18 protein-coding genes are annotated in these 22093 nt (G+C 64.9%); 3 read left to right on the top strand and 15 right to left on the bottom strand.

Translation table 11 applies throughout. The annotated features are described in order from the left end of the window. Nucleotides 1-4: 4 nt before the first annotated feature. The 12 genes from aspS to ACTHNZ_RS23410 all read right to left on the bottom strand — a co-directional run bounded on the left by aspS (nucleotide 5) and on the right by ACTHNZ_RS23410 (nucleotide 13826). Complete coding sequence (aspS, locus tag ACTHNZ_RS23465) at nucleotides 5-1807, bottom strand: aspartate--tRNA ligase (RefSeq protein ID WP_440544982.1); 1803 nt, start codon at nucleotides 1805-1807, stop codon at nucleotides 5-7. Between the two features lie 68 nt (nucleotides 1808-1875). After that, nucleotides 1876-2523: a DUF502 domain-containing protein gene (locus ACTHNZ_RS23460; RefSeq protein ID WP_440544981.1), complete on the bottom strand. Its 648-nt coding sequence runs from the start codon at nucleotides 2521-2523 to the stop codon at nucleotides 1876-1878. Nucleotides 2524-2635: 112 nt separating this feature from the next. Next, complete coding sequence (locus ACTHNZ_RS23455; RefSeq protein WP_440544980.1) at nucleotides 2636-2962, bottom strand: FmdB family zinc ribbon protein; 327 nt, start codon at nucleotides 2960-2962, stop codon at nucleotides 2636-2638. Between the two features lie 239 nt (nucleotides 2963-3201). Continuing rightward, nucleotides 3202-3849: a methyltransferase domain-containing protein gene (locus tag ACTHNZ_RS23450; RefSeq protein WP_440544979.1), complete on the bottom strand. Its 648-nt coding sequence runs from the start codon at nucleotides 3847-3849 to the stop codon at nucleotides 3202-3204. A gap of 3 nt (nucleotides 3850-3852) precedes the next feature. Then, on the bottom strand, nucleotides 3853-5436 hold the full coding sequence (ubiB, locus tag ACTHNZ_RS23445; RefSeq protein ID WP_440544978.1) for a ubiquinone biosynthesis regulatory protein kinase UbiB: 1584 nt from the start codon (nucleotides 5434-5436) through the stop codon (nucleotides 3853-3855). A 13-nt stretch (nucleotides 5437-5449) separates the two neighbouring features. After that, the gene (locus tag ACTHNZ_RS23440; protein WP_440544977.1) at nucleotides 5450-6076 is read right to left on the bottom strand and encodes a ubiquinone biosynthesis accessory factor UbiJ; all 627 of its coding nucleotides are present in this window, start codon (nucleotides 6074-6076) and stop codon (nucleotides 5450-5452) included. 177 nt (nucleotides 6077-6253) lie between these two features. Continuing rightward, a complete protein-coding gene (locus ACTHNZ_RS23435) occupies nucleotides 6254-6865 on the bottom strand; it encodes a hypothetical protein (protein WP_440544976.1) in 612 nt (203 codons plus the stop codon). A gap of 37 nt (nucleotides 6866-6902) precedes the next feature. Further along, nucleotides 6903-7907: a Tim44 domain-containing protein gene (locus ACTHNZ_RS23430; RefSeq protein WP_440544975.1), complete on the bottom strand. Its 1005-nt coding sequence runs from the start codon at nucleotides 7905-7907 to the stop codon at nucleotides 6903-6905. 36 nt (nucleotides 7908-7943) lie between these two features. Beyond that, nucleotides 7944-8675: a bifunctional demethylmenaquinone methyltransferase/2-methoxy-6-polyprenyl-1,4-benzoquinol methylase UbiE gene (ubiE, locus tag ACTHNZ_RS23425; protein ID WP_440544974.1), complete on the bottom strand. Its 732-nt coding sequence runs from the start codon at nucleotides 8673-8675 to the stop codon at nucleotides 7944-7946. A 34-nt stretch (nucleotides 8676-8709) separates the two neighbouring features. Then, entirely contained in the window at nucleotides 8710-9123 is a 414-nt protein-coding gene (locus ACTHNZ_RS23420; RefSeq protein WP_440544973.1) for a gamma-butyrobetaine hydroxylase-like domain-containing protein, read from the bottom strand. Nucleotides 9124-9182: 59 nt separating this feature from the next. Then, nucleotides 9183-9611, bottom strand: a complete 429-nt coding sequence (locus ACTHNZ_RS23415) for an HIT family protein (RefSeq protein WP_440544972.1) — start codon at nucleotides 9609-9611, stop codon at nucleotides 9183-9185. A 180-nt stretch (nucleotides 9612-9791) separates the two neighbouring features. Next, nucleotides 9792-13826 (bottom strand): DUF3683 domain-containing protein, encoded by a 4035-nt coding sequence (locus tag ACTHNZ_RS23410; RefSeq protein WP_440544971.1) that lies wholly within the window; start codon nucleotides 13824-13826, stop codon nucleotides 9792-9794. Between the two features lie 499 nt (nucleotides 13827-14325). On the opposite strand from ACTHNZ_RS23410, the gene ilvA reads away from it, so the two are divergent. Together ilvA and queF are read left to right on the top strand one after the other, a co-directional pair. Beyond that, on the top strand, nucleotides 14326-15855 hold the full coding sequence (gene ilvA, locus ACTHNZ_RS23405; protein WP_440544970.1) for a threonine ammonia-lyase, biosynthetic: 1530 nt from the start codon (nucleotides 14326-14328) through the stop codon (nucleotides 15853-15855). A 72-nt stretch (nucleotides 15856-15927) separates the two neighbouring features. After that, nucleotides 15928-16752 carry an NADPH-dependent 7-cyano-7-deazaguanine reductase QueF gene (queF, locus tag ACTHNZ_RS23400; protein ID WP_440544969.1) on the top strand — a complete coding sequence of 275 codons (825 nt, stop codon included), beginning with the start codon at nucleotides 15928-15930 and terminating at the stop codon, nucleotides 16750-16752. A gap of 28 nt (nucleotides 16753-16780) precedes the next feature. Here the strand turns inward: queF and ACTHNZ_RS23395 are convergent, their stop codons facing one another. Continuing rightward, nucleotides 16781-18298: an N-acyl-D-amino-acid deacylase family protein gene (locus tag ACTHNZ_RS23395; RefSeq protein ID WP_440544968.1), complete on the bottom strand. Its 1518-nt coding sequence runs from the start codon at nucleotides 18296-18298 to the stop codon at nucleotides 16781-16783. 159 nt (nucleotides 18299-18457) lie between these two features. On the opposite strand from ACTHNZ_RS23395, the gene ACTHNZ_RS23390 reads away from it, so the two are divergent. Beyond that, nucleotides 18458-19741, top strand: coding sequence for an amino acid deaminase (locus ACTHNZ_RS23390; protein ID WP_440544967.1), 1284 nt, complete (start codon nucleotides 18458-18460; stop codon nucleotides 19739-19741). 102 nt (nucleotides 19742-19843) lie between these two features. On the opposite strand, the gene ACTHNZ_RS23385 is transcribed toward ACTHNZ_RS23390, so the two are convergent. After that, on the bottom strand, nucleotides 19844-20350 hold the full coding sequence (locus ACTHNZ_RS23385) for a MarR family winged helix-turn-helix transcriptional regulator (RefSeq protein WP_440544966.1): 507 nt from the start codon (nucleotides 20348-20350) through the stop codon (nucleotides 19844-19846). 27 nt (nucleotides 20351-20377) lie between these two features. After that, nucleotides 20378-21973 carry an MDR family MFS transporter gene (locus ACTHNZ_RS23380; RefSeq protein WP_440544965.1) on the bottom strand — a complete coding sequence of 532 codons (1596 nt, stop codon included), beginning with the start codon at nucleotides 21971-21973 and terminating at the stop codon, nucleotides 20378-20380. Nucleotides 21974-22093: the final 120 nt, after the last annotated feature.

The following is a 22093-nucleotide window of genomic DNA, read 5'->3' as shown; positions in this document are numbered from 1 at the left end:
CGGCTTACGCCTTCGGCTGCTCCGGCTGACGCAGGCGAATATGCAACTCGCGCAACTGACGCTCGTCCACGGCGCTCGGGGCCTGCGTCAGCAGGCACTGCGCACGTTGTGTCTTCGGGAATGCGATGACGTCGCGGATCGAATCGGCACCGGCCATCATCGTCACGATGCGATCGAGACCGAACGCGATCCCGCCATGCGGCGGCGCACCGTACTGCAGCGCGTCGAGCAGGAAGCCGAACTTCGCTCGCGCCTCTTCATCGCCGATCTTCAGTGCGCGGAACACCTTCGTCTGCACGTCTTCGCGATAGATCCGCACCGAGCCGCCGCCGATTTCCCAGCCGTTCAGCACCATGTCGTAGGCCTTCGCGAGGCAGCGGCCCGGATCGGTTTCGAGGTACTCGAGATGCTCGTCCTTCGGGCTCGTGAACGGGTGATGCGCAGCCACATGGCGCGCCTCTTCCTCGTCGTACTCGAACATCGGGAAATCGATGACCCACAGCGGCTTCCAACCGGCTTCGACGAGGCCGTTGGCCTTGCCGAAATCGGAATGGCCGATCTTCAGGCGAAGCGCGCCAAGGCTGTCGTTGACGACCTTCGCGCGATCGGCCGCGAAGAAAATGATGTCGCCGTCTTGCGCGCCGGTGCGCTCGAGGATCGCCGCAATCGCCGCATCGTGCAGATTCTTCACGATCGGGCTTTGCAGACCGTCACGGCCCTTGGCGGCCTCGTTGACCTTGATCCATGCGAGACCCTTGGCGCCGTAAATGCGCACGAACTCGGTATAGCCGTCGATGTCGCCGCGCGACAGGTCTCCGCCCTTCGGCACGCGCAGCGCCGCCACGCGGCCGTCCTTCGTGTTCGCCGGCGTACTGAACACCTTGAAATCGACGTCCTTCATCGCATCGGTCAGCTCGGTGAACTCGAGCTTCACGCGCAGATCGGGCTTGTCCGAACCGAAACGCGCCATCGCCTCCGAGTACTGCATGACCGGGAACGGCTCGTCGAGCGCGACGCCGATCGTCTCCTTGAAGACGTGGCGGATCATCTTCTCGAACAGATCGCGGATTTCCTGCTCGCTGAGGAACGAAGTTTCGCAGTCGATCTGGGTAAATTCGGGCTGGCGATCGGCACGCAAGTCTTCATCGCGGAAGCACTTGACGATCTGGTAGTAGCGATCGAAGTTCGCCACCATCAGGAGCTGCTTGAAGAGCTGCGGCGATTGCGGCAGCGCGAAGAACTGGCCGGCATTCACGCGCGAAGGCACGAGGTAGTCGCGTGCGCCTTCAGGCGTGCTCTTCGTCAGCATCGGCGTTTCGATGTCGATGAAGCCTTGCGCGTCGAGATACTTGCGCACTTCCATCGCGACGCGATAGCGCAAGCGCAGGTTGTTCTGCATCTGCGGACGGCGCAGGTCGAGCACGCGGTGGGTGAGGCGCGTCGTTTCCGAGAGGTTGTCGTCGTCGAGCTGGAACGGCGGCGTGACCGACGCGTTCAGCACGGTCAGCTCATGACAGAGCACCTCGATCTTGCCGCTCTTCAACCCGGTATTGACGGTGCCTTCCGGACGATTGCGCACGAGGCCGACGACACGCACGCAAAATTCGTTGCGCACGCCTTCCGCGATCTTGAACATCTCGGCGCGGTCGGGATCGCAGACGACTTGCACGAGCCCTTCGCGGTCGCGCAGGTCGATGAAGATGACGCCGCCGTGATCGCGCCGGCGATGCACCCAGCCGCACAGCGACACGGTTTGGCCCAACAGATGTTCGGTCACCAGACCGCAGTATTCAGATCTCATCGACATGGTATTCGTCTTTCATTTGGCATTAGAGGGCAACGCGTGCGGAGCGCCATTCGCCGCACGGGCGTGCATTAAAGGGGCGGCTCGACCGGGCGGCGGGACGGCAGGCTCGCCGGCGCTTGCGGGGCGACGACGCCCATCGAGACGATGTACTTGAGCGCCGCGTCGACCGTCATGTCGAGCTCGATGACCTCCGCCTTGGGGACCATCAGAAAGAAGCCCGACGTCGGATTCGGCGTGGTGGGCACGTAGACGCTCACGTGCTCTTCCTGCAGGTGGTTGACAACATCGCCGCCGGGCGTGCCCGTCAGGAACGCGATCGTATAGGAGCCGCGCCGCGGGTACTCGATCAAGAGCGCCTTGCGGAACGCATTGCCGCTGCTCGACAGCAGCGTGTCGGACACTTGCTTCACGCTCGTATACAGTGGCCCGACGATCGGAATGTGCCTGACGATCGCGTCCCACCAGGTGACGAGCTTTTGCCCGACGAAGTTCTGCGTGAACAGCCCGACGATGAAGATGAACGCCAAGGTCAGCAGCGCGCCGACGCCGGGCAAATGAAATCCGAGCAGCTTCTCGGGCTGCCACGATGCGGGCAGGAGCAGCAGCGTCTGGTCCATCGTGCCGATGACGAGCCCCAGCACCCAGAGCGTGATCGCCAGGGGCACGAGGACCAGCAGGCCGGTCAAGAACACGGATTTGAGCGTCGTCTTTTTCATGTGTACCGTCAGGGAACCGCTTGGGAGTGAATCCGCGCTTCATTACCGCCCGGCGCTTCGGGTTCGATGCGTGCGACGACGCAGCGCCGGCCGCGTCCCCAGCGGCGTCCGCCTATGCGTCCGACGCGGCGGGCGTGCTCGTGCTGGCCGGCTGCGCGGGCGCGCTGTCCGACTTCGATTCGGATTTCGCTTCCGGTTTCGCGTCGGACCCGGCTGCGGCGGCGCCACCCGATGCCGCTGCGTTCGAGCCGCTCGAACCACCGCGGAAATCGGTGACGTACCAGCCCGAGCCCTTCAGTTGAAAGCCCGCAGCCGTCAGCTGCTTCCGAAAGCTGTCCTTTTCGCATTGCGGGCACTGTGTCAGCGGCGCATCGCTCATCTTCTGGAGCACGTCTTTCTCAAAGCCGCACGATTCGCAACGGTAGGCGTAGATCGGCATGATTCTCTTCCCGACTATTTCCGACAAAAAAACGGTTGAGCGCTTGCAAAGCGTTGAATTATAGCCGCAATTGGCCGCACCCCGGGCCGCACCCCGGCTCACCGGCACACGGCCTCGCGCCGATCGCGAGATGGGGACGATGGCGCGGAAAATCAAGGCCGCCCGCGCACGTACCCGGTCACCCGCGCCAAGGGCGGCCGGATGCGCTTGCTGCCTCTAGGTCCAACGATCCGGCGCACTCAACGGCGGCGCCAAGTCATCCAGCGCTCTTTGCCCGCAAACACCGGGATCGAATCGGTAACGGGCTCGTCCTCGACCAACTCGAATGACCCATCCAGTATCGCGTGGAGCTCAGCGCGCACGATCCCGAACGGGGGGCCCTTCGGTGCATCGTCGAAGAAAAAGAGCCCTGCGAGCAGTCCGCCCGGCTCGAGCAACTGCGCCATCCGCGCGGCGTAGTCCGTCCGGCGCGCGGGCGGCAGAGCGCAAAAAAACGCACGCTCGTAGATCCATCCCGGCACGAACGGCGGCCGGTAAGCGAAAAAATCGGCCTGCTCGACGAGCGCCGCCTGGGGCCCGAGCCGAGCGCGGGCCGCCGCGACGGCATCCGCCGAGAAATCGATGGCGCGCACGGTCCAGCCCGCCTGCGCGAGCCAAAGGGCTTCATGCGCGCTACCGCAACCTGGAATAAGAACGGGCCGCGGCGCCGTGCGTGAAGCGAATGCGGCGAATGCCGCGGGTACGCCCGCCTGGTCCCAGGGCGTGAAACCTTGGCGAAAGCGTTCGTCCCAGAATGCCGCCGTGTTCGGGTCCCGCGTCGAGAACGCGGGCGTCGTGCCGCCGGCAAGCGAGCCGGGCGGCTGATCGGGGGAAGACGGTTCGCTCATGCGTTAGGCCCCATAGGCAAAGGCGAGCCAGGCACGAGCAGCGAGCGCGCCGACGCCCATGGCCACGCCGAACAGCAACAGCGCCTGCAGCAGCCGATTCGTTCGTCTTTGCTCGAGCAGCAACAGCCTCAGCGCGGCATCGTGCGTGCCGCGCGGGCCGTCGTGCCCGTGCCGGTCCGCCAGCACGTGATGAACGAGGCGCGGCAATTGCGGCAAGGTCTTGCTCCACTGCGGCATTTCCACTTTGAGCCGTTCGTACCAGCCGCGCCAGCCGATCTGCTCGTTCATCCACCGCTCGAGATAAGGCTTGGCCGTCTTCCAGAGATCGAGTTCCGGATCGAGCGAGCGGCCCAGCCCCTCGACGTTGAGCATCGTCTTTTGCAGCAGCACGAGCTGAGGCTGAATCTCGACGTTGAAGCGGCGCGACGTGGAAAACAGGCGCAGCAGCACCTGGCCCAGCGAGATGTCTTTCAGCGCGCGATCGAAATATGGCTCGCATACGGCGCGAATCGCGCTTTCGAGCTCTTCGACGCGCGTGGTGGGCGGAACCCACCCCGATTCCAAGTGCAGCGTGGCGACGCGGTGGTAGTCGCGCTTGAAAAATGCCAAGAAGTTTTGAGCGAGGTAGTTCTTATCGAAGTCGGACAGCGCGCCGATGATCCCGAAGTCGAGCGCGATGTAGCGGCCGAAATGCGACGGATCGAGGCTGACCTGGATGTTGCCCGGGTGCATGTCCGCGTGAAAGAAGCCATCGCGAAACACCTGCGTGAAGAAAATTTCGACGCCTTCGCGCGCGAGCTTCGGGATGTCGACTCCGGCCGCTCGGAGCGTCTCCACCTGGCTGATCGGCACGCCCACCATGCGCTCCATCACGAGCACGTTCGGCGTGCAGAACTCCCAGTACATCTCGGGCACGAGCAGCAGGTCGAGCCCCGCGAAATTGCGGCGAAGCTGACTGCCGTTCGCCGCCTCGCGCATGAGGTCGAGCTCGTCGTGCAGGTATTTGTCGAATTCCGCGACGACCTCGCGCGGCTTGAGGCGCTTGCCGTCGGCCCAGAGCCGTTCGGCCCAGACGGCCAAGTCGCGCAGCAATGCCAAGTCGGAGTCGATCACGGGCAGCATGTTCGGCCGCAACACCTTGATCGCGACGCTCTTGCCCGCATGCTGCCCCGACTTCACCTTCGCGAAGTGCACTTGCGCGATCGACGCGCTGGCCACGGGCACGCGTTCGAACTCGTCGAACAGAACGTCGACGCGCGCGCCGAGCGAGCGCTCGATGATTTCGATCGCCACGCCCGAATCGAACGGCGGAACCTGATCTTGCAGCTTGGCGAGCTCGAGGGCGACGTCGGCGGACAGCAAATCCCGACGCGTCGAAAGCACCTGCCCGAACTTGACGAAGATCGGCCCCAGGCTTTCGAGCGCGAGGCGCAACCTCACGGCCGGCGGCGACTTGTAGCGGCGGCCGATCGTGCCGATGCGCACGAGGAGGCGGACCCGGCGATCGTTGAGCCGGCTCAGCATCATCTCGTCGAGGCCGAAGCGCCAGACGGTGTAGACGATCTTGATGAAACGCAATAGACGCATGGTAGGCCGCTCGCTATCGCACGCGGCGCAAGGCGCCTGCCCGGCGGGCGAGCGTTTGCTGATCGAGCCGTTCGATCCGCTTTTCGATGCGCGCCAGCGCATCGCGCGCGCGCGCGAGTTCGCCGTTGAACACGTCGAGTGCGCCGCGGCGCACGAGTTGCGGATTTTCGTCGAGCAGATATTCGGCGATCGAGTCGCGCAAGCCGCGGCTCGCGCGCATGGCGTGCTCGCCCGCCGAACGGACGATCCGCGCCGCGCGGTGAGCGGGGGCGTCGCCAATCAGCTTGGCCAAATCTTCCTCGGGTTCCCAGCGCAAATGCTCGGCCAATTTCGCGAGCTGCGTGGCGAATTCGGCATCGCCCTCGATCTTGACGTGCTTCATGACCGCGGCCTGTCCCCCCTGCATGAAAGCCGGCAACGCATCAGGCGCGACGGCAAGGGAAACGTCGACAGCGCGCACGTCGAGTTCATCGACCGCACCGAGGTAGCCATCGGGCTCCACGGCAAGGGTCAAGACGATCGAGGAGAATGAGAGGCGCGCCGTCTTCCCCGCATAGGGAGCGAGGCGGTCGCGCGCCCACGCTTCGCGAGCGAGCAAGTGGTTGACGGCAACGGCAAAGGGCTTGGCGGCAAGAGTCATCGGGGAACAATAAAAAGCCCGCGGGCGGCAGCCGACGCGGGCCTCTATTGTAGCGCCCGATCGGGGGGCGGCATTGCCTGGCCCGGTGTTCTCGGCAGGCCACGTTTCGCTCCGGCGAAGCGCGCCCTACCGCAGCGAAATCGGGGCGGCGTACGACGGTGGGCCGGCGTTGCCGCATTAACCCGGCGCATTCGGCTCCAGCGGGTTGGTCAGTTGCTCGGGAGGCGGCAGGGGCATCGATGGGCCGCCGAGGGTAATCGTGATCGTGCCGTACAGCTCGGCACCCTGATTGAGGCAATCGGCGCGTTCGAACGAGGACTCGTCGGTCGTATGGCAGACAGCCGACTTCACGAGCGTGCCGTCCGTGCAAAGATCGGCAGATCCTTGAGCGAGCGGCTGCATCGAGTCCGTGGCGATCTTGACGCGCCACCATGCCGATACGGGATCGATGTGGTTGACGAGGCGCAAGCGACATTGCCATCTGAAACCGTCTTGCGGCCGAGTTGCGGTCACGATCCAGCCCAGCTCCTTGGTTTCGGAAATGCAGCCGTCTTCGAAGAGCTTTTCGTAATAGTGACGGCGGCTTACCTCACCCGGTTTGACGACGAAGTCGCTGCTGTCCATCGGTCTGGCGCACGAAGCGAGCTCGTGTTCGAATCGAAACCGCGGATTGCTCGGATCGCGGTTTTCGAAAGTGAGCTTATTGAAACGCCTTTTCGGCTCAGCGCTGGCCTGCTGCGAGCCGGCCGCCAGGGCCGTCGCCACCGCAATCGCCACGAACGCCGTCATGGGCGAACGCCGATCGCGCCGACGAGCGGCACGCATATCAATGAGCCGTCGGCTGCGAAATTCCGGCAAGCAACCAGCCGTCGTCACCGCGCTTCGGTTTGCTCAGCTGCCACGTTTCCTCGAACGGCTGCGCCGGCGCACCCGCCGCTTCGCGAATCAAGCCGGTGTAGCGCACGCTCGCCCGCCACTCGAAGCCATCTTCGTCGAGATCGATCAACTCGGCATTCAACTGCACGACGTCGGTTTCGTTGCGCTCTCCGGCCCGTGCGTCGAGATCGAGCTTGAGCTCCGCGAACATCTCGGGCGTCGAGAACGCGCGAATGTCGGCAAGATTGCCGGCATCCCAGGCGGCTTGGAGCCGGACGAAATTGACTTTGGCGTGATGGAGGAACGCCGCCTCGTCGAAATCGGCCGGGCGCGCGAAAGCCGCCTGCCCGCCACCGGCCGCCGATGCCGCTGCCTCGCCAACGCGAGAGACGGAAACGTCGGGCATGCCACCGACGCCGCCGCTGCGCCCCGCCGGCAACGCACCGCCGGCCGAGGCCAGCGCATGGGAGCCGCCCTGGCGCCGCAATGACAACAGCTTGCGGACGAGCCATATCCCGATCATCGCCAACAGCGCGACGACGATGACGTTCGCCATCGCGCTCGCGAACGCGCCGCCCAGGCCGAAATGCGACAACAATGCAGCAATGCCGAGCCCGGCGGCGAGACCGGCGATCGGGCCGAGCCAACGCGAGCGCGACGGAGCGGGCGCGGCCGGAGCCGCTTGACTGCGCTGCGCTTGCGCCCCTGCGCCCGGCTGCGTGCCGGCTTGAGCCGACCGCGCCGCCTGCCCCGACGGCTGAGCCGGCGGAGCGCTATCGCGCTGGATCGTTTGCGATTGGCGCCCGACGCTGCGGCCGCCGCCCATGCGTTTGGCCTCGGCGTCGAGGGCCACGAGCGTGCCGGCGGCGATCATCGTCGCCACGGTGAAGAGCCGGATTCGCTTCGTCAATCGCCATGAAAGCTGTTTGGAAGGAATGCAAAGCGAATCGGCCATGTCGGTATTTCCTATTAAAACAATGGGTTATGAGGGCTAATATTTCACCCCCACGTGCAAGGCTACCACGCCAGCTGACAAATTGTAATATTTCACGCCGTCGAGCCCCGACTGTTCCATCATCGCCTTCAGGGTGTCCTGGTCCGGATGCATCCGAATCGATTCGGCAAGATAGCGGTAACTGTCGGCATCTTTGGCGAACCTAGAGCCAAGCCACGGCAACACCTTGAAGGAGTAGACGTCATAGACTTTCTTCAGCGGCTCCCAGACCTTCGAGAACTCGAGAACGAGCAAGCGGCCGCCGGGCTTCAGCACGCGGCGCATCTCGGAAATCGCCACTTCCTTGCGCGTCATGTTGCGCAGCCCGAACGCAACCGTCACGACGTCGAAGTAGTTGTCGGGGAACGGAATCTTTTCGGCGTCGCACAGCAGCGAGGGGGTCACGATGCCTTGGTCGAGCAGGCGGTCGCGGCCCACGCGCAGCATGGACTCGTTGATGTCGGTGTGCCAAACCTCGCCGCTTTGCCCGGCCTGCTTCGCGAACGCCTTCGACAAATCGCCGGTGCCGCCGGCGATGTCGAGCACCTTGAAGCCCGGGCGCACGTTCGCCTGCGCGATCGTGAATTGCTTCCAGACACGGTGCAGCCCGCCCGACATCAAGTCGTTCATGAGGTCGTAGTTCGTGGCGACGGAGTGGAATACGCCCGCCACCTTCTTCGCCTTCTCTTGCTCGTCGACGGTCTCGAAGCCGAAGTGAGTCTTGCTCATCGCGTTGTCCTTTCGCGTTTCGTATCAGTGACAATCAGTGACAGTGACCGCGCGCGGCGCCCGGCGGCGTCATCGGCGCATCGCGGTCGACGCCGGCCGCCGCAAGCTTGTCGAAGTACGCTTGCCACAGCTCGTCCTGGCGCGTCGCCAGCGCGTACAGCAAATCCCAAGAATAGATGCCCGTGGCGTGACCGTCCGAAAACGTCGGCTGCAAAGCGTAATTGCCGACGCCTTCGATCGACACGATCGCCACGTCGCGTTTGCCCGTTTGCAGCGTCTCTTGCCCCGGCCCGTGCCCGCGTACCTCCGCTGAGGGCGAATACACGCGCATCAATTCGAAAGGAATCCGATAGCTGACGCCGTCCGCATATTGCAGCTCCAGCGCGCGCGATTTTGCATGGACGACGATGCCCGTGGGCACCGGCGTCTCCGAAGTCAGTCCCGCCATTGTTTGCCTCTCATTACCGATCCATAGCCGCGCGGCGCTCGTGCCCGCCTAGCGGGCCGTCACTCGAGCGTTTGCGCCATTTCATGCCGCAGCGCGTCCGCAATGAGGGTCGCCTGGGCACGCCGCTGAGCCAACAGCGCCTCCGAAACCGAACGTTGCCGGGGCGCCCAGATGGGCAGCGGGAAATGGGCGTCGTTCGTGAAACGCGGAATCACGTGCCAATGCAGATGCGGCACCTGATTTCCGAGACTGGCCAGATTCACCTTGTTCGGTGCCAGCACGCGCCGTACCGCACGTTCGGTCGCATACACGGCGAGCATGACGCGATCGCGCTCGTGCTGCTGCAAATCCGAGAACTCGGCCACGTGTGCGCTCCAGATCACGCGGCAGAAACCCGGGTAGTCGTGCTCGTCGGCCAGAACGACCCGCAACGCATCGTCCTGCCAAAGCACGACCCCGCCTTCCTCACGGCAAAATACGCAATCCATTTTCGCCCCTTGGCGTCGGCCAACGTCGGTAAGCGCGCTTCGCTCCTGCGCGCGAGAGCGTTTTACACCACAACGCCCCGCGCGTGGGCAGCATTACACCGCCATTACATCCGATTACGCCCAATTGCATCCGATCGCGGCCGACTACGCCCGCCCCACACCATCGATTACACCGATCGATTACACCAATACGCGCTCGATCCCGCCGTTATTCGCGCGTTCGACGTACTCGGCCATCCAGTTCTCGCCGAGAACGTGGCGCGCCATTTCCACGACGATGTAATCAGCTTGCACACCGGCATCCTCGTTGTAGCGCGAGAGCCCCTGCAAGCACGACGGGCAGCTCGTCAGCACCTTGATCTCGGCCGCGCCGTCCGCCGGCGCCGGCGCCCCGCCCGCGCTTCCCACTGCGGCCGACGTCACGGCGATCTCGCGCAGCTTCGCCGCGCCCTTGCGGATTTCCTCTTCCTTGCGGAAGCGCACCTGCGTCGAGATATCGGGGCGAGCCACGGCGAACGTGCCCGATTCGCCGCAGCAGCGTTCGTTCTTCGCGATCGTGTAGCCGTCGTTACTCGAACCCATCAGCTCGTTGACGAGCTTGACCGGGTCCATCGTCTTGATCGGCGTATGGCAAGGATCGTGGTACATGTAGCGCGTCCCCGTCACGCCGTCGAGCTTCATCCCCTTTTCGAGCAAGAACTCGTGGATGTCGATGATGCGGCAGCCCGGGAAGATCTTGTCGAACTCATAGCCGGCCAGCTGATCGTAGCAGGTGCCGCACGAGACCACGACCGTTTTGATGTCCAGGTAATTCAGCGTGTTGGCCACGCGGTGGAACAACACGCGGTTGTCCGTCACGATCTTCTCGGCCTTGTCGTACTGCCCCGCGCCGCGCTGCGGATAGCCGCAGCACAGATAGCCGGGCGGCAGCACCGTCTGCACGCCCGCTTCCCAGAGCATCGCCTGCGTGGCGAGCCCCACTTGCGAGAACAGCCGCTCGGAGCCGCAGCCCGGGAAGTAGAACACCGCCTCCGAATCGACGGTCGTCGTCTTTGGGTTGCGGATGATCGGCACGATCTTGTTGTCCTCGATGTCGAGCAGCGCGCGCGCCGTTTTCTTCGGCAAGTTGCCCGGCATCTTCTTGTTGACGAAGTGGATCACCTGCTCGACGACGGGCGGCCTGCCCGTCGTCGCGGGCGGGTGGGCGGTCTGCTTCCTCGCGAAGTTCTTCAGCAGATCGTTGCCGAGGCGCTGCGCCTTGTAGCCGATGCCCATCATCGCCGTGCGGGCGATGTTGATCGTCTGCGGATTCGTCGCGTTCAGGAAGAACATGCCGGCAGCGGCGCCCGCATTGAACTTCTTCTTGCCCATCTTGCGCAGCAAATTGCGCATGTTCATCGAGACGTCGCCGAAATCGATCTTGACCGGGCACGGCGTCACGCACTTGTGGCAGACCGTGCAGTGGTCGGCCACGTCGTTGAATTCGTCCCAATGCTTGATCGACACGCCGCGGCGCGTTTGTTCCTCGTACAGGAAGGCCTCGATCAAGAGCGACGTCGCCAGGATCTTGTTGCGCGGGCTATAGAGCAGGTTCGCGCGCGGCACGTGCGTGGCGCACACGGGCTTGCACTTGCCGCACCGCAAGCAGTCCTTCACCGAATCGGCGATCGCGCCGATGTCGGATTGCTGCATGATCAGCGATTCGTAGCCCATGAGGCCGAAGCTCGGCGTATAGGCGTTGCGCAAATCCGCGCCCGGCAACAGCTTGCCCTTGTTGAACCGCCCCTCCGGATCGATCCGTTCCTTGTATGCGCGGAAATCGGCAATCTCCGCTTCCGTCAGGAACTCGAGCTTCGTGATGCCGATGCCATGCTCGCCCGAAATCACGCCATCGAGCGAACGCGCAAGCTTCATGATGCGTTCGACGGCCTTGTGCGCGTCTTGCAGCATCTCGTAGTTGTCGGAGTTGACGGGGATGTTCGTATGAACGTTGCCGTCGCCCGCGTGCATGTGCAGCGCGACGAACACGCGAGCGCGCAGCACCCGCTTGTGGATCGCCTGCGCTTCGTCGAGGATCGGCTTGAACTCGCCGCCATTGAAGATCTGGCGCAACTCGGCCCGGATCTCCTGCTTCCACGATGAGCGGATGGTACGGTCTTGCATGACATGGAAGACGGCCGCGCCCGGCTGCGCGTCCACGCGATCGGCAAATTTCTCGGCAAGCGCTTCGTAGCCCAATTGGACGAGGTAGTGCTGCGCCTCGCGCAGCGACAAGTCGAGCTTCTCGAGCACGAACGACCAGCGTGCGCGCACGCGCGCCAGCAGCGCGAGCGCCTGCTGCACGCGATCTTCGAGCAGCTCCGCGCTCGGGATTTCGTTCGCGTCGTCGCTCTTGCCGAGCGGCAGGTTGCCGCCCTTGAAGAACGTTTCCAAGGCATCGACGAGCTGCAGCTTGTTCTTCAGCGACAGCTCGATGTTGATCCGCTCGATGCCGTCCGTGTACTCGCCCATGCGGTTAAGCGGAATCACGACGTCTTCGTTGATCTTGAACGCGTTCGTGTGCTTCGCGATCGCGGCCGTGCGGCTGCGGTCGAGCCAGAAGCGCTTGCGCGCCTCGGCGCTGACGGCCACGAAACCCTCGCCGCTCTTGCCGTTCGCCATGCGCACGACGTCCGAGGTGGCCGTGGCCACCGCGTCGGCGTCGTCGCCAACGATGTCGCCGATCAGCACCATCTTCGGAAACGCGTTGCGCTTGGACTTCGTCGCATAGCCGACGGCGCGCAGATAGCGCTCGTCGAGGTGCTCCAAGCCCGCGAGAATCGCCCCGCCGCGCTTGGACGTCTCGAACAGGTAGTCCTTGATTTCGACGATGCTCGGGATCGCGTCGCGCGCCTGGCCGAAGAATTCGAGGCAAACGGTGCGCGTATGCGCCGGCATCTTGTGCAGCACCCAGCGCGCCGACGTGATGAGCCCATCGCAGCCTTCTTTCTGCACGCCGGGCAGGCCCGCGAGAAACTTGTCGGTCACGTCCTTGCCGAGCCCTTCCTTGCGGAAGCGGCGGCCTTCGATCGAAAGCGTTTCCGTGCGCAGCAGCCGCTCGCCCGGTGCGGCGTCGCCGTCGAACCATTTGAGTTCGAAGCGCGCCACGTCGACGTCGTGAATCTTGCCGCGGTTGTGCTCGAGGCGCGTCACTTCGAGCCAGTTGCCCTGCGGATCGACCATGCGCCACCAGGCGAGGTTGTCGAGCGCGGTGCCCCACAACACGGCCTTCTTGCCGCCCGCGTTCATCGCGACGTTGCCGCCGATGCACGATGCGTCGAGCGAGGTAGGGTCCACCGCGAACACGTAGCCGGCCGCCTCGGCCGCCTCGGTCACGCGGCGCGTGACGACGCCTGCGCCGGAGAAGATGGTCGGTGTTTTCGTCGGTACGCCCGGCAGCTCCGTCAGTTCCACGGCGCCGAGTTGTTCGAGTTTTTCCGTGTTGATGACGGCCGAGAACGGCGTGAGCGGCACGGCGCCGCCCGTGTAGCCGGTGCCGCCTCCGCGCGGGATCACCGTCAGCCCGAGCTCGAAGCACGCCTTCACGAGGCGCGCGATCTCGGCTTCCGTATCCGGGGTCAGCACGACGAACGGGTATTCGACGCGCCAATCGGTCGCATCGGTGACGTGCGAGACGCGCGAGAGGCCGTCGAAGCGGATGTTGTCCTTCTGCGTGCAGCGGCCGAGCACCTTGGTGGCCCGGCGGCGCAACTCGGCCATCGCGCCGAATTCGGCCGCGAACGCGTCGACGGCGCGCCGTGCGGCCGCGACGAGCATTTCCACGCGCGAGGCACGCTCGAGCCCGGCTTCGTCGCCATGCTCGGTCAGGTCCGCGCGGCGGCGCTTTTCGATTTCGCTCAAACGGTGGTTCAGCGCCTCGATCAGCAAGTCGCGGCGCTTCGGATTGTCGAGCAGATCGTCCTGCAGATACGGGTTGCGGCGCACGACCCAGATGTCGCCGAGCACCTCGTAGAGCATCCGCGCCGAGCGGCCCGTGCGGCGTTCGGCGCGCAGCTCGTCGAGCGCCTTCCAGGCGTCGTCGCCGAGCAGCCGGATCACGATCTCGCGGTCGGAAAACGACGTGTAGTTGTACGGAATCTCGCGCAAGCGCGGTTCGGGATCGGCGGGGAGAACAGCCGTGGCGCCGTGCGGGTCGAAGACTTGAGGTGCGTTCATGGTCGGACGGATCGAGTGGCCGGGCAAAGCATCCATCGATGTTTGCGGCCGGCAATGCGCGTCACGCGCAATGAGTTCTGAAAACGGGGCGTCGGCGGCGAGGGCTCCGGCGCCGATAAGCGCGAGCGGAGCGAAGCTCGCATCAGAAGGGCGCTAGCCGCACGATCGTGCGTGACGGGCATGCCGCTGCGCCGCGGGGCGCGCTTCCCGCGGTGCTGGGGTGAGTGGGGCGGTCCGTGGCTGCCAGCGCATTATCCGGTCCTGGTCTTAAAACAGAATTCTACCGCATGATCTCGACATGCGTTGCTGCGCAATATGCCGTGTGGCGCAGGCGGCAACGACGCGCCGAACGTCCGCCCGGCGGGCCTCGGGAGGTTCGCAAACCGGCCGTCCGGTCAATTCCCCACGGCTTTCGTCGCGCGGAACGGGGCGCCCGTTGGCGCTATCATTGACGTTTTCGCATTTTGCCCGCCACGCGAACCGTCCCGCGCCCAAGCCCATGTCCTCGTCTTCCCACGATTATCTGAAGAAAATCCTGACCGCCCGTGTCTACGACGTAGCCCGCGAGACGGAACTCGAACCGGCGCGCAATCTGTCGGCCCGGCTGAGCAACCGTGTCTTCCTGAAGCGCGAGGACAACCAGCCCGTCTTCTCGTTCAAGCTGCGCGGCGCCTACAACAAGATGGTCCATATCGACGCTGCCGCCCGCGCACGCGGCGTCATTACGGCGTCGGCCGGCAACCACGCGCAGGGCGTCGCCTATTCGGCCGCCCGGCTCGCGGTCAAAGCGGTTATCGTCGTGCCGGTCACCACGCCTCAGGTGAAGGTCGATGCGGTGCGGGCGCACGGCGGCCCGACGGTCGAAGTCGTCCAGGCCGGCGAATCGTACAGCGATGCCTACGCGCACGCGCTAGAGCTGCAAAAGGCACGCGGCCTCACGTTCGTGCATCCGTTCGACGATCCCTACGTGATCGCGGGACAAGGCACCGTCGCCATGGAGATCTTGAGCCAGCATCAGGCGCCCATTCATGCGATCTTCGTGCCGATCGGCGGCGGTGGGCTGGCCGCGGGCGTCGGCGCCTACGTGAAAGCGGTGCGTCCGGACATCAAGGTCATCGGCGTGCAAACCGAGGACTCCTGCGCGATGGCGCGCTCGATTCGCGCCGGCGAACGCGTGACGCTGCCCGAGGTCGGCCTGTTCTCTGACGGCACGGCCGTGAAGCTCGTCGGCGAAGAGACATTCCGTTTGTGCCGCCAATACCTCGACGACATCCTCACCGTCAATTCGGACGCGCTATGCGCCGCCATCAAGGACGTCTTCCAAGACACGCGCAGCCTGCTCGAGCCCGCCGGGGCCCTGTCGGTGGCCGGCGCGAAGCAATATGCCGAGCGCACGGGCGTCACGGAGCAAACCCTCGTGGCGGTCACCTCCGGCGCCAACATGAATTTCGACCGCATGCGCTTCGTCGCCGAGCGGGCCGAAGTCGGCGAAGCGCGCGAAGCCGTCTTCGCCGTGACGATCCCCGAGGAACGCGGCAGCTTCAAGCGCTTTTGCGAGCTCGTGGGCGAGCGCAGCGTCACGGAGTTCAACTACCGGATCGCCGATGCGAGCGCGGCGCACATCTTCGTCGGCGTTCAGATCAAGAGCCGCGGCGAATCCGCGTCGATCGCGCAAGCGTTCGAGCAGCACGGCTTTTCGACCGTGGATCTGACGGGCGACGAACTCTCGAAGCAGCACATTCGTTATATGGTAGGGGGCCGCTCGCCGCTCGCGCGCGACGAGCGCCTGTTCCGCTTCGAGTTCCCCGAGCGGCCCGGCGCGCTGATGAAGTTCCTCTCGTCGATGGCGCCCGACTGGAACATCAGCCTGTTCCACTATCGCAACCAAGGGGCGGACTACAGCTCGATTCTCGTCGGCATTCAAGTGCCGCAAGCCGACAACGATGCCTTCGCGAGCTTCTTGTCGACGCTCGGCTATCCGCATTGGGACGAAAGCGGCAACCCCGTTTATCGGCTGTTCCTTGCATGACGCGGCGCGGCGTGCTCGCACGCCCGCCTGCCCGTCCTCATCGAACGTCACTGCCTCCATCGACCGAACGCCATGACGCCTGAACACTCGCCGCTCGGCAAGAGCACGACCTACACCGAGCAGTACGATCCGTCGCTGCTGTTCCCGATCGCCCGCTTGCGCGCCCGCGAAGCGATCGGCATCACGCGTGCGCTGCCCTTCTTCGGCACCGATATCTGGAATGCCTACGAGCTGTCTTGGCTCAACGCACGCGGCAAGCCGCAAATCGCGATTGCCACGTTTTTCGTGCCGGCCGAATCGCCGAACATCGTCGAATCGAAGTCGTTCAAGCTTTATTTGGGCTCGTTCGCGCAAACGCGCGTCGAGTCGGTCGATGCGTTGCGCGCGATGCTGGCGCGCGACGTGTCGGCGGTGTGCGGCGCGACCGTCTCGGTGCGCCTTGCAACGCCCGGCGAATTTCAGAAGCTCGACTTCGAGGAGCTCGAGGGGCTTTCTCTCGATCGCCTCGATCTCGATGCCGACGTCTACGAGCCCGACCCGACGCTGCTGACCGCCGCGGAGGGCGAAGCGCCCGTCGAGGAAACGCTGTGCTCCAACCTGCTGAAATCGAATTGCCCGGTGACGGGCCAGCCCGATTGGGGCAGCGTGCAGATTCATTACGTCGGCCCGCAGATCGATCATGCGGGGCTGTTGCGATACATCATTTCGTATCGCTCGCATACGGGCTTTCACGAACAATGCGTCGAGCGCATCTTCATCGACATCCTGCGCGAATGCCGGCCCGTGAAGCTGGCCGTCTACGCACGCTATACGCGCCGCGGCGGCCTCGACATCAATCCGTTCCGGACCAACTACAACCTGCCGATGCCCGATAACGCGCGCACGGCGCGCCAGTAGCGGCGCTCCCGCCGAAGCAATCAGAACATCAGAACGTTTCGCCCGAGGATTGCCCGGAACGTGCACCGGCCCCTTCCCGCGCATCGCCCGCCGCCTTCGCGCCGCGCGGCACGAAGCGACCAGCGCACAAGCCCGTGGGCTCGCGATCGCGGTAAGACAGCACGCCGTTGACCCATACGGCGTCGATGCCGTCAGCCGCCTGGCACGGGTTATCGAACGTTGCCGCATCATGCACGCGCGCGGGATCGAACAGCACGAGATCGGCATGGTAGCCGACATGAATCTCTCCGCGCTTGTCGAGCCCGAAGCGCCGCGCCGACAGTCCGGTCATCTTGCGCACGGCCTCTTCCAACGGCATCAACCGCACGTCGCGCGCGTAGTGCCCCAGCACGCGCGGAAACGTGCCCCATAGCCGAGGATGCGGCAGCGGATCGTTCGGCAAACCGTCCGAGCCGACCATCGTGGCCGGGTGAGCCAGGATGCGGCGCACGTCGTCTTCCGACATGTTGTGATACACCGCGCCGGCCGGCTGCAAGCGGGCGGCAGCCTCCTGCTGTGACACGCCCCACTTGCTCGCGATCGCCGAGAGCCGCTTGCCCGATGCCTCGGGATGCGGCGTCGACCAGGTCACCGTGATCTCGATGTCGCCCGTGACCTGCTTCAGATCGAGCGTCGTGGAACTACGGTCATACGGATAGCAGTCGCAGCCGATCCGCTGCGCCTCGCGCGCCCGCTCCAGCGATGCGAGCACCTCGATGCTGCGCCCCCAGTTGCGCGGCCCCGCGCATTTCAGGTGCGAGACGACGACCGGCACGCGCGCATGGCGGCCGATGCGGCAGGCCTCGTCGAACGCATCCAAGATCGCATCGAACTCGCTGCGCATGTGCGTCGTATAAAGCGCACCCGCTTGCGCGAGCGGTTCGGCGAGCGCCATCACCTCCTCGGTCGGCGCACTGAACGCGGACGCATAGGCCAGCCCGGAGCTCAATCCGAGCGCGCCGTGCTCGAGCGCCTCGACGAGCTGCGCGCGCATCGCGTCGATCTCTTCATGCGTGGCCGCGCGATCGAGCCGATCCATGTGATTGCTGCGCAACGCCGTATGGCCGACGAGCGCCGCGACGTTGACGGCCGGCGTCGCGGCATTGACGGCGTCGACATACGCGGCGAACGTCGGAAAGCGAAAGGCATCGCGCTCGCCAAGCAGATTCATCGGATCGGGCGGCTCGCCATGCAGCGTGACCGGCGACGCACTGATGCCGCAGTTTCCGACGATCACCGTCGTCACGCCTTGCGAGAGCTTGGGCAGCATCTGCGGCTCGCGGATCACGTGGGTGTCGTCGTGCGTATGGACGTCGATGAAGCCCGGCGCCAGCGCGCGGCCGTCGGCTTCGATGATCTCCTCGGCGATCCAATTCGACAGATTGCCCACGGCCGCGATCATTTCGCCGCGAATGGCGACGTCGCGAACGACGGGCGGTTTCCCCGTGCCGTCGTAGAGCGTGGCGCCGTAGATCAGCGTATCGGCGGCTTCCGGGTGAGAGTGCATGTTTTCGTCTCCGAGTGCGGGCGAAAAAAGGAACGCGACGGCCGCGACTGAACGCCGCGGCGCTGGCCTGCCGAGAATCGTACTCGCAGTTTCGGTACTATGGGTGTCCGAACTCCGGCTGCGTGTGCCGGCGCTTGACCCAACCAGGGACGAACCGCGATGACATTGACGATGACGAGCTATACGGCCGCCTCCATCGACCCGCTCGGCAAGGGCCTCGGCTCGGTGCCGAGCTCGAGCGTGCCGCTCGATTCGGCCAAGAACCTCGAGTGGAATCTGCTGGACGAGGATGTCAGCCTGCCGGCCGCCGTCCTCTACGCGGACCGGATCGAGCACAACCTGAAGTGGATGCAGGACTTCGTCACCGAGTACGGGGTCAAGCTCGCGCCGCACGGCAAGACGACGATGGCGCCACAGCTCTTTCGCCGGCAGATCGAGACGGGTGCATGGGGCATCACGCTCGCGACGGCGCATCAGACGCGCGCCGCCTATCACGGCGGCATCGAGCGCGTGCTGATGGCCAATCAGCTCGTCGGCAAGCACAACATGGCGATGATCGCCGAACTATTGTCCGATCCGGACTTCGAATTTTTCTGCCTCGTCGATTCGGCGGACGGCGTCGAGCAGCTCGGCGCGTTCTTCAAGGAAGCCGGCCGGCGCTTGCAAGTGCTGATCGAGCTGGGCGTGCCGGGAGGCCGCACGGGCGTGCGTGACGAGGCCCAACTGGAAGCGGTGCTCGCGGCCATCACCCGCTATCAAGGCACGTTGACACTCGCCGGAATCGAAATCTACGAGGGTGTGCTGCCGGACGAACAAGCCGTGCGCGCATTCTTGCGCCGCGCCGTGCAAACGACGCGCGCGCTAGCGCAGGCGGGCCGTTTCGAGCGTGCGCCCGCCATCCTATCGGGCGCGGGCTCCGCCTGGTACGACGTCGTGGCGGAAGAATTCGCCGCCGAGTCGAAAGCGGGCACGATCGAAGTCGTGCTGCGGCCCGGCTGCTATTTGACGCACGACGTCGGCATCTACAAAAAAGCGCAGGGCGAGATCCTCGCGCGCAACCCGATCGCGAAGAAGATGGGGGAAGCGCTGTTGCCGGCGCTGCAGCTGTGGGCCTACGTGCAGTCGATCCCCGAGGCCGATAGGGCGATCGTCGGGCTCGGCAAGCGCGATGCGGCGTTCGATGCCGGTTTGCCCGTTCCGGCTCGTCACTATCGGCCGGGCACCAGCGCGCCGCGGCCGATCGCGGCGGCCGAGGGATGGGAAATCACGGGACTGATGGATCAGCACGCTTATCTGCGCATCGTGCCCGGCGCCGACCTCAAAGTGGGCGACATGCTCGCATTCGACATTTCTCACCCGTGCCTGACGTTCGACAAATGGCGGCAGTTGTTGGTCGTCGACGACCGCTACCGCGTCACGGAAGTGATCGAAACGTTCTTCTGAACTTCTGAAGACGCGCGTCGAAGCGATTCCTGCGCGCGTTCTTTTCTTCTGCACGCGCTAGGCCTGCCGGGGACACCTGCCCGACCGCTCGGGCAGCGCGGCTCACCGCGTGTGCGTGAGCCGCTCGAGTGCGTCGCCCTCGGCAGCCGCATCCGGGCCCTCGACCATATCGATCGACAGCGGCGAGTCCGCCACGTCGCCGATGCGTGTTTCGAGCTTGGCGAGCGCGTCGGACAACGCGTGCAGCGCCTCGTCGGGCAATGCGCCCATCGTCTCGCGCAAAAACAGGTTGCGCTGCGGCAGGCTCGCATCGACGACATGACGCCCTTCCTGCGTCAGCCTCACGTTCGTGATGCGATTGTCGCGCGCGTCGATGCTGCGCTCGATCCAGCCGAGCGCCTCGAGCGATTTCAACTGGCGCGTCAGCGCGCCCGGATCGATGCGCAGCCGCTCGACGAGCCGCTTTTGCGACCATTCGCCCGAGTCCTCGGTGAGCGTGCGCAAAATGCGCCAGCGCGGCATGGCGTGGCCGACGCGCGCTTCGAATGCCGAAAGGAAAGCGCGGTAGGCTCTACCGAACTGCTGAACGATCGCGACGTAGTCTTCCATGATGCAACCCTTAACGCTTGGTTCGGCTCATTCGGCCGCGGGCACAGGCTCGCTCCTGCGCTTGATGCTCACGTGCGGCACGCTCGCGCATCGCCACAGCGCGACGACGGCGATGACCGCCGCCACTGCGATGCTCGCGTGAATCGCCGTGACGAGCGACACGCGAGCCTGCTCGAGCAGCGCGGCGCCGTCTTGGCCCGCATGCGCGAGCGAAGCGAGCAGCGCGTGCTGCGCGTCTTGATTGACGAGGATTTGCGGATCGCGCATGGTACTCCACCAGGCGGTCGCATTCGCGCTTGCCAATGCGTCGCGCACGCCGCGAGCGTAGAGGTGAGTGATCAGCGTGCCCGTGACGGCCGCGCCGAACATACCGCCGATCATGCGCAGCGATTGCAGCAGCGCCGTGGCGATGCCCAGATGCTCCCTGCCCGCCGTCTCCTGCGCGAATACGGTGAGGTTCGGCAGCACGAAGCCGAGGCCAATGCCGGCGAGCATCATGAGCCCCATCAGCCAAGCATGCGGCAGCGACCGCGTGGCGGCCGCCGTGCCGACGCAGGCCAGCGCGAGCAGCGCGCAGCCGACGTAGAGCATCGCGTTCGGGCGCCGGATGCGCGTCACGATGCGTCCGTTCAGGATGCTGCCGATCGTGATGAACACGACGAGCGGCGTGATCAAGACACCGGCGTCTTTCGGCGAAAGCCCGAAGCCGCCTTGCAGCAGCAGCGGTGCGTAGAAGATCAGCGAGAACATCGAATAACCGCAGAGCACCGAGAGCGCGAACAACGCGGCGAGGCTGCGGTTGGCGAACATGTCGAGCGGCAGGATCGGCTGCGCGGCGCGCTGCTCCCACCGCCACAGCGCCACGGCCGAGGCCGCCGCGAGAACCGCGAGCGCCGCCACCCCGCGCGTGACACCGTGCTGAGACAACGCTTCGACGAGCATCTGCAGCGCCCCGAGAGCAACCGCGATCAGTAGCGAGCCGGGCCAATCGAGCCGAATCTTGCCGCGGGCTGCGATATGGCGCACGTGCGGCAGATAGCGCCAAACGAACACGAGCGAGAGCAAGCCGACGGGCAAGTTCACGTAGAACGCCGAGCGCCAGCCGTAGTACTGCGTCAGGAAGCCGCCTAGCGACGGCCCGATAGCGTTGGCGATGCCGAACGCCGAACTCATGAGCACTTGCCAGCGCAGACGCACGACGGAGTCCGGAAACAGATCGGGAATGCAAGCGAATGCGGTGCCCACGAGAATCCCGCCGCCGATGCCCTGCAATGCGCGAGCGACGACGAGAAACAGCATGCTGTTGGCGGCGCCGCAGAGCACCGATGCGCCCGTGAACACGACGATCGACGCGATCACGAACGGCTTGCGCCCGAAATAATCGCCAAGCCTCCCGAAAATCGGGACGGTGATGACCGACGTCAACAAATAGGACGTGGCGACCCACGCATAGAGCTCGAAGCCGCGCAGTTCGGCGACGATCGTGGGCAACGCGGTGCCGACGACCGTTTGATCGAATGCGACGAGCATGGTGACGAACGAGATGCCGAGCATCGCCATCAGCGATTCCCGGAACGGCAGAAGCTGCCCACGCGAGTGGTGAGCGGCAGTATGGACGGCCATTTTTTTGTGGAAGCAATCGTTGATAAGTCAAAGAATATCGGATGATAGCATGAGGGCTTGGAATTCGCTGGCAGGTGCGCCGCGAGTTAGGGCGCTTCTTCTTCCTTCTTCCGCCTATTT

It is taken from the genome of Trinickia sp. (assembly GCF_051953955.1).
Taxonomy (GTDB): Bacteria; Pseudomonadota; Gammaproteobacteria; order Burkholderiales; family Burkholderiaceae; genus Trinickia.
The sequence above is the reverse complement of the archived record's forward strand: the minus strand, read 5'-3'. Positions and strand labels throughout refer to the sequence as shown.

What these genes read in the sequence shown, in the direction of transcription:
- ACTHNZ_RS23385 (WP_440544966.1), bottom strand. Translation starts at nt 20,350, where the DNA reads ATGGAAGACTACGTCGCGATCGTTCAGCAGTTCGGTAGAGCCTACCGC.
- ubiB (WP_440544978.1), bottom strand. Translation starts at nt 5,436, where the DNA reads ATGCGTCTATTGCGTTTCATCAAGATCGTCTACACCGTCTGGCGCTTC.
- ACTHNZ_RS23410 (WP_440544971.1), bottom strand. Translation starts at nt 13,826, where the DNA reads ATGAACGCACCTCAAGTCTTCGACCCGCACGGCGCCACGGCTGTTCTC.
- ACTHNZ_RS23420 (WP_440544973.1), bottom strand. Translation starts at nt 9,123, where the DNA reads ATGGCGGGACTGACTTCGGAGACGCCGGTGCCCACGGGCATCGTCGTC.
- queF (WP_440544969.1), top strand. Translation starts at nt 15,928, where the DNA reads ATGACGCCTGAACACTCGCCGCTCGGCAAGAGCACGACCTACACCGAG.
- ACTHNZ_RS23380 (WP_440544965.1), bottom strand. Translation starts at nt 21,973, where the DNA reads ATGGCCGTCCATACTGCCGCTCACCACTCGCGTGGGCAGCTTCTGCCG.
- ilvA (WP_440544970.1), top strand. Translation starts at nt 14,326, where the DNA reads ATGTCCTCGTCTTCCCACGATTATCTGAAGAAAATCCTGACCGCCCGT.
- ACTHNZ_RS23435 (WP_440544976.1), bottom strand. Translation starts at nt 6,865, where the DNA reads ATGACGGCGTTCGTGGCGATTGCGGTGGCGACGGCCCTGGCGGCCGGC.
- ACTHNZ_RS23450 (WP_440544979.1), bottom strand. Translation starts at nt 3,849, where the DNA reads ATGAGCGAACCGTCTTCCCCCGATCAGCCGCCCGGCTCGCTTGCCGGC.
- ACTHNZ_RS23440 (WP_440544977.1), bottom strand. Translation starts at nt 6,076, where the DNA reads ATGACTCTTGCCGCCAAGCCCTTTGCCGTTGCCGTCAACCACTTGCTC.
- ACTHNZ_RS23430 (WP_440544975.1), bottom strand. Translation starts at nt 7,907, where the DNA reads ATGGCCGATTCGCTTTGCATTCCTTCCAAACAGCTTTCATGGCGATTG.
- ACTHNZ_RS23395 (WP_440544968.1), bottom strand. Translation starts at nt 18,298, where the DNA reads ATGCACTCTCACCCGGAAGCCGCCGATACGCTGATCTACGGCGCCACG.
- ubiE (WP_440544974.1), bottom strand. Translation starts at nt 8,675, where the DNA reads ATGAGCAAGACTCACTTCGGCTTCGAGACCGTCGACGAGCAAGAGAAG.
- ACTHNZ_RS23455 (WP_440544980.1), bottom strand. Translation starts at nt 2,962, where the DNA reads ATGCCGATCTACGCCTACCGTTGCGAATCGTGCGGCTTTGAGAAAGAC.
- ACTHNZ_RS23415 (WP_440544972.1), bottom strand. Translation starts at nt 9,611, where the DNA reads ATGGATTGCGTATTTTGCCGTGAGGAAGGCGGGGTCGTGCTTTGGCAG.
- ACTHNZ_RS23460 (WP_440544981.1), bottom strand. Translation starts at nt 2,523, where the DNA reads ATGAAAAAGACGACGCTCAAATCCGTGTTCTTGACCGGCCTGCTGGTC.
- ACTHNZ_RS23390 (WP_440544967.1), top strand. Translation starts at nt 18,458, where the DNA reads ATGACATTGACGATGACGAGCTATACGGCCGCCTCCATCGACCCGCTC.
- aspS (WP_440544982.1), bottom strand. Translation starts at nt 1,807, where the DNA reads ATGTCGATGAGATCTGAATACTGCGGTCTGGTGACCGAACATCTGTTG.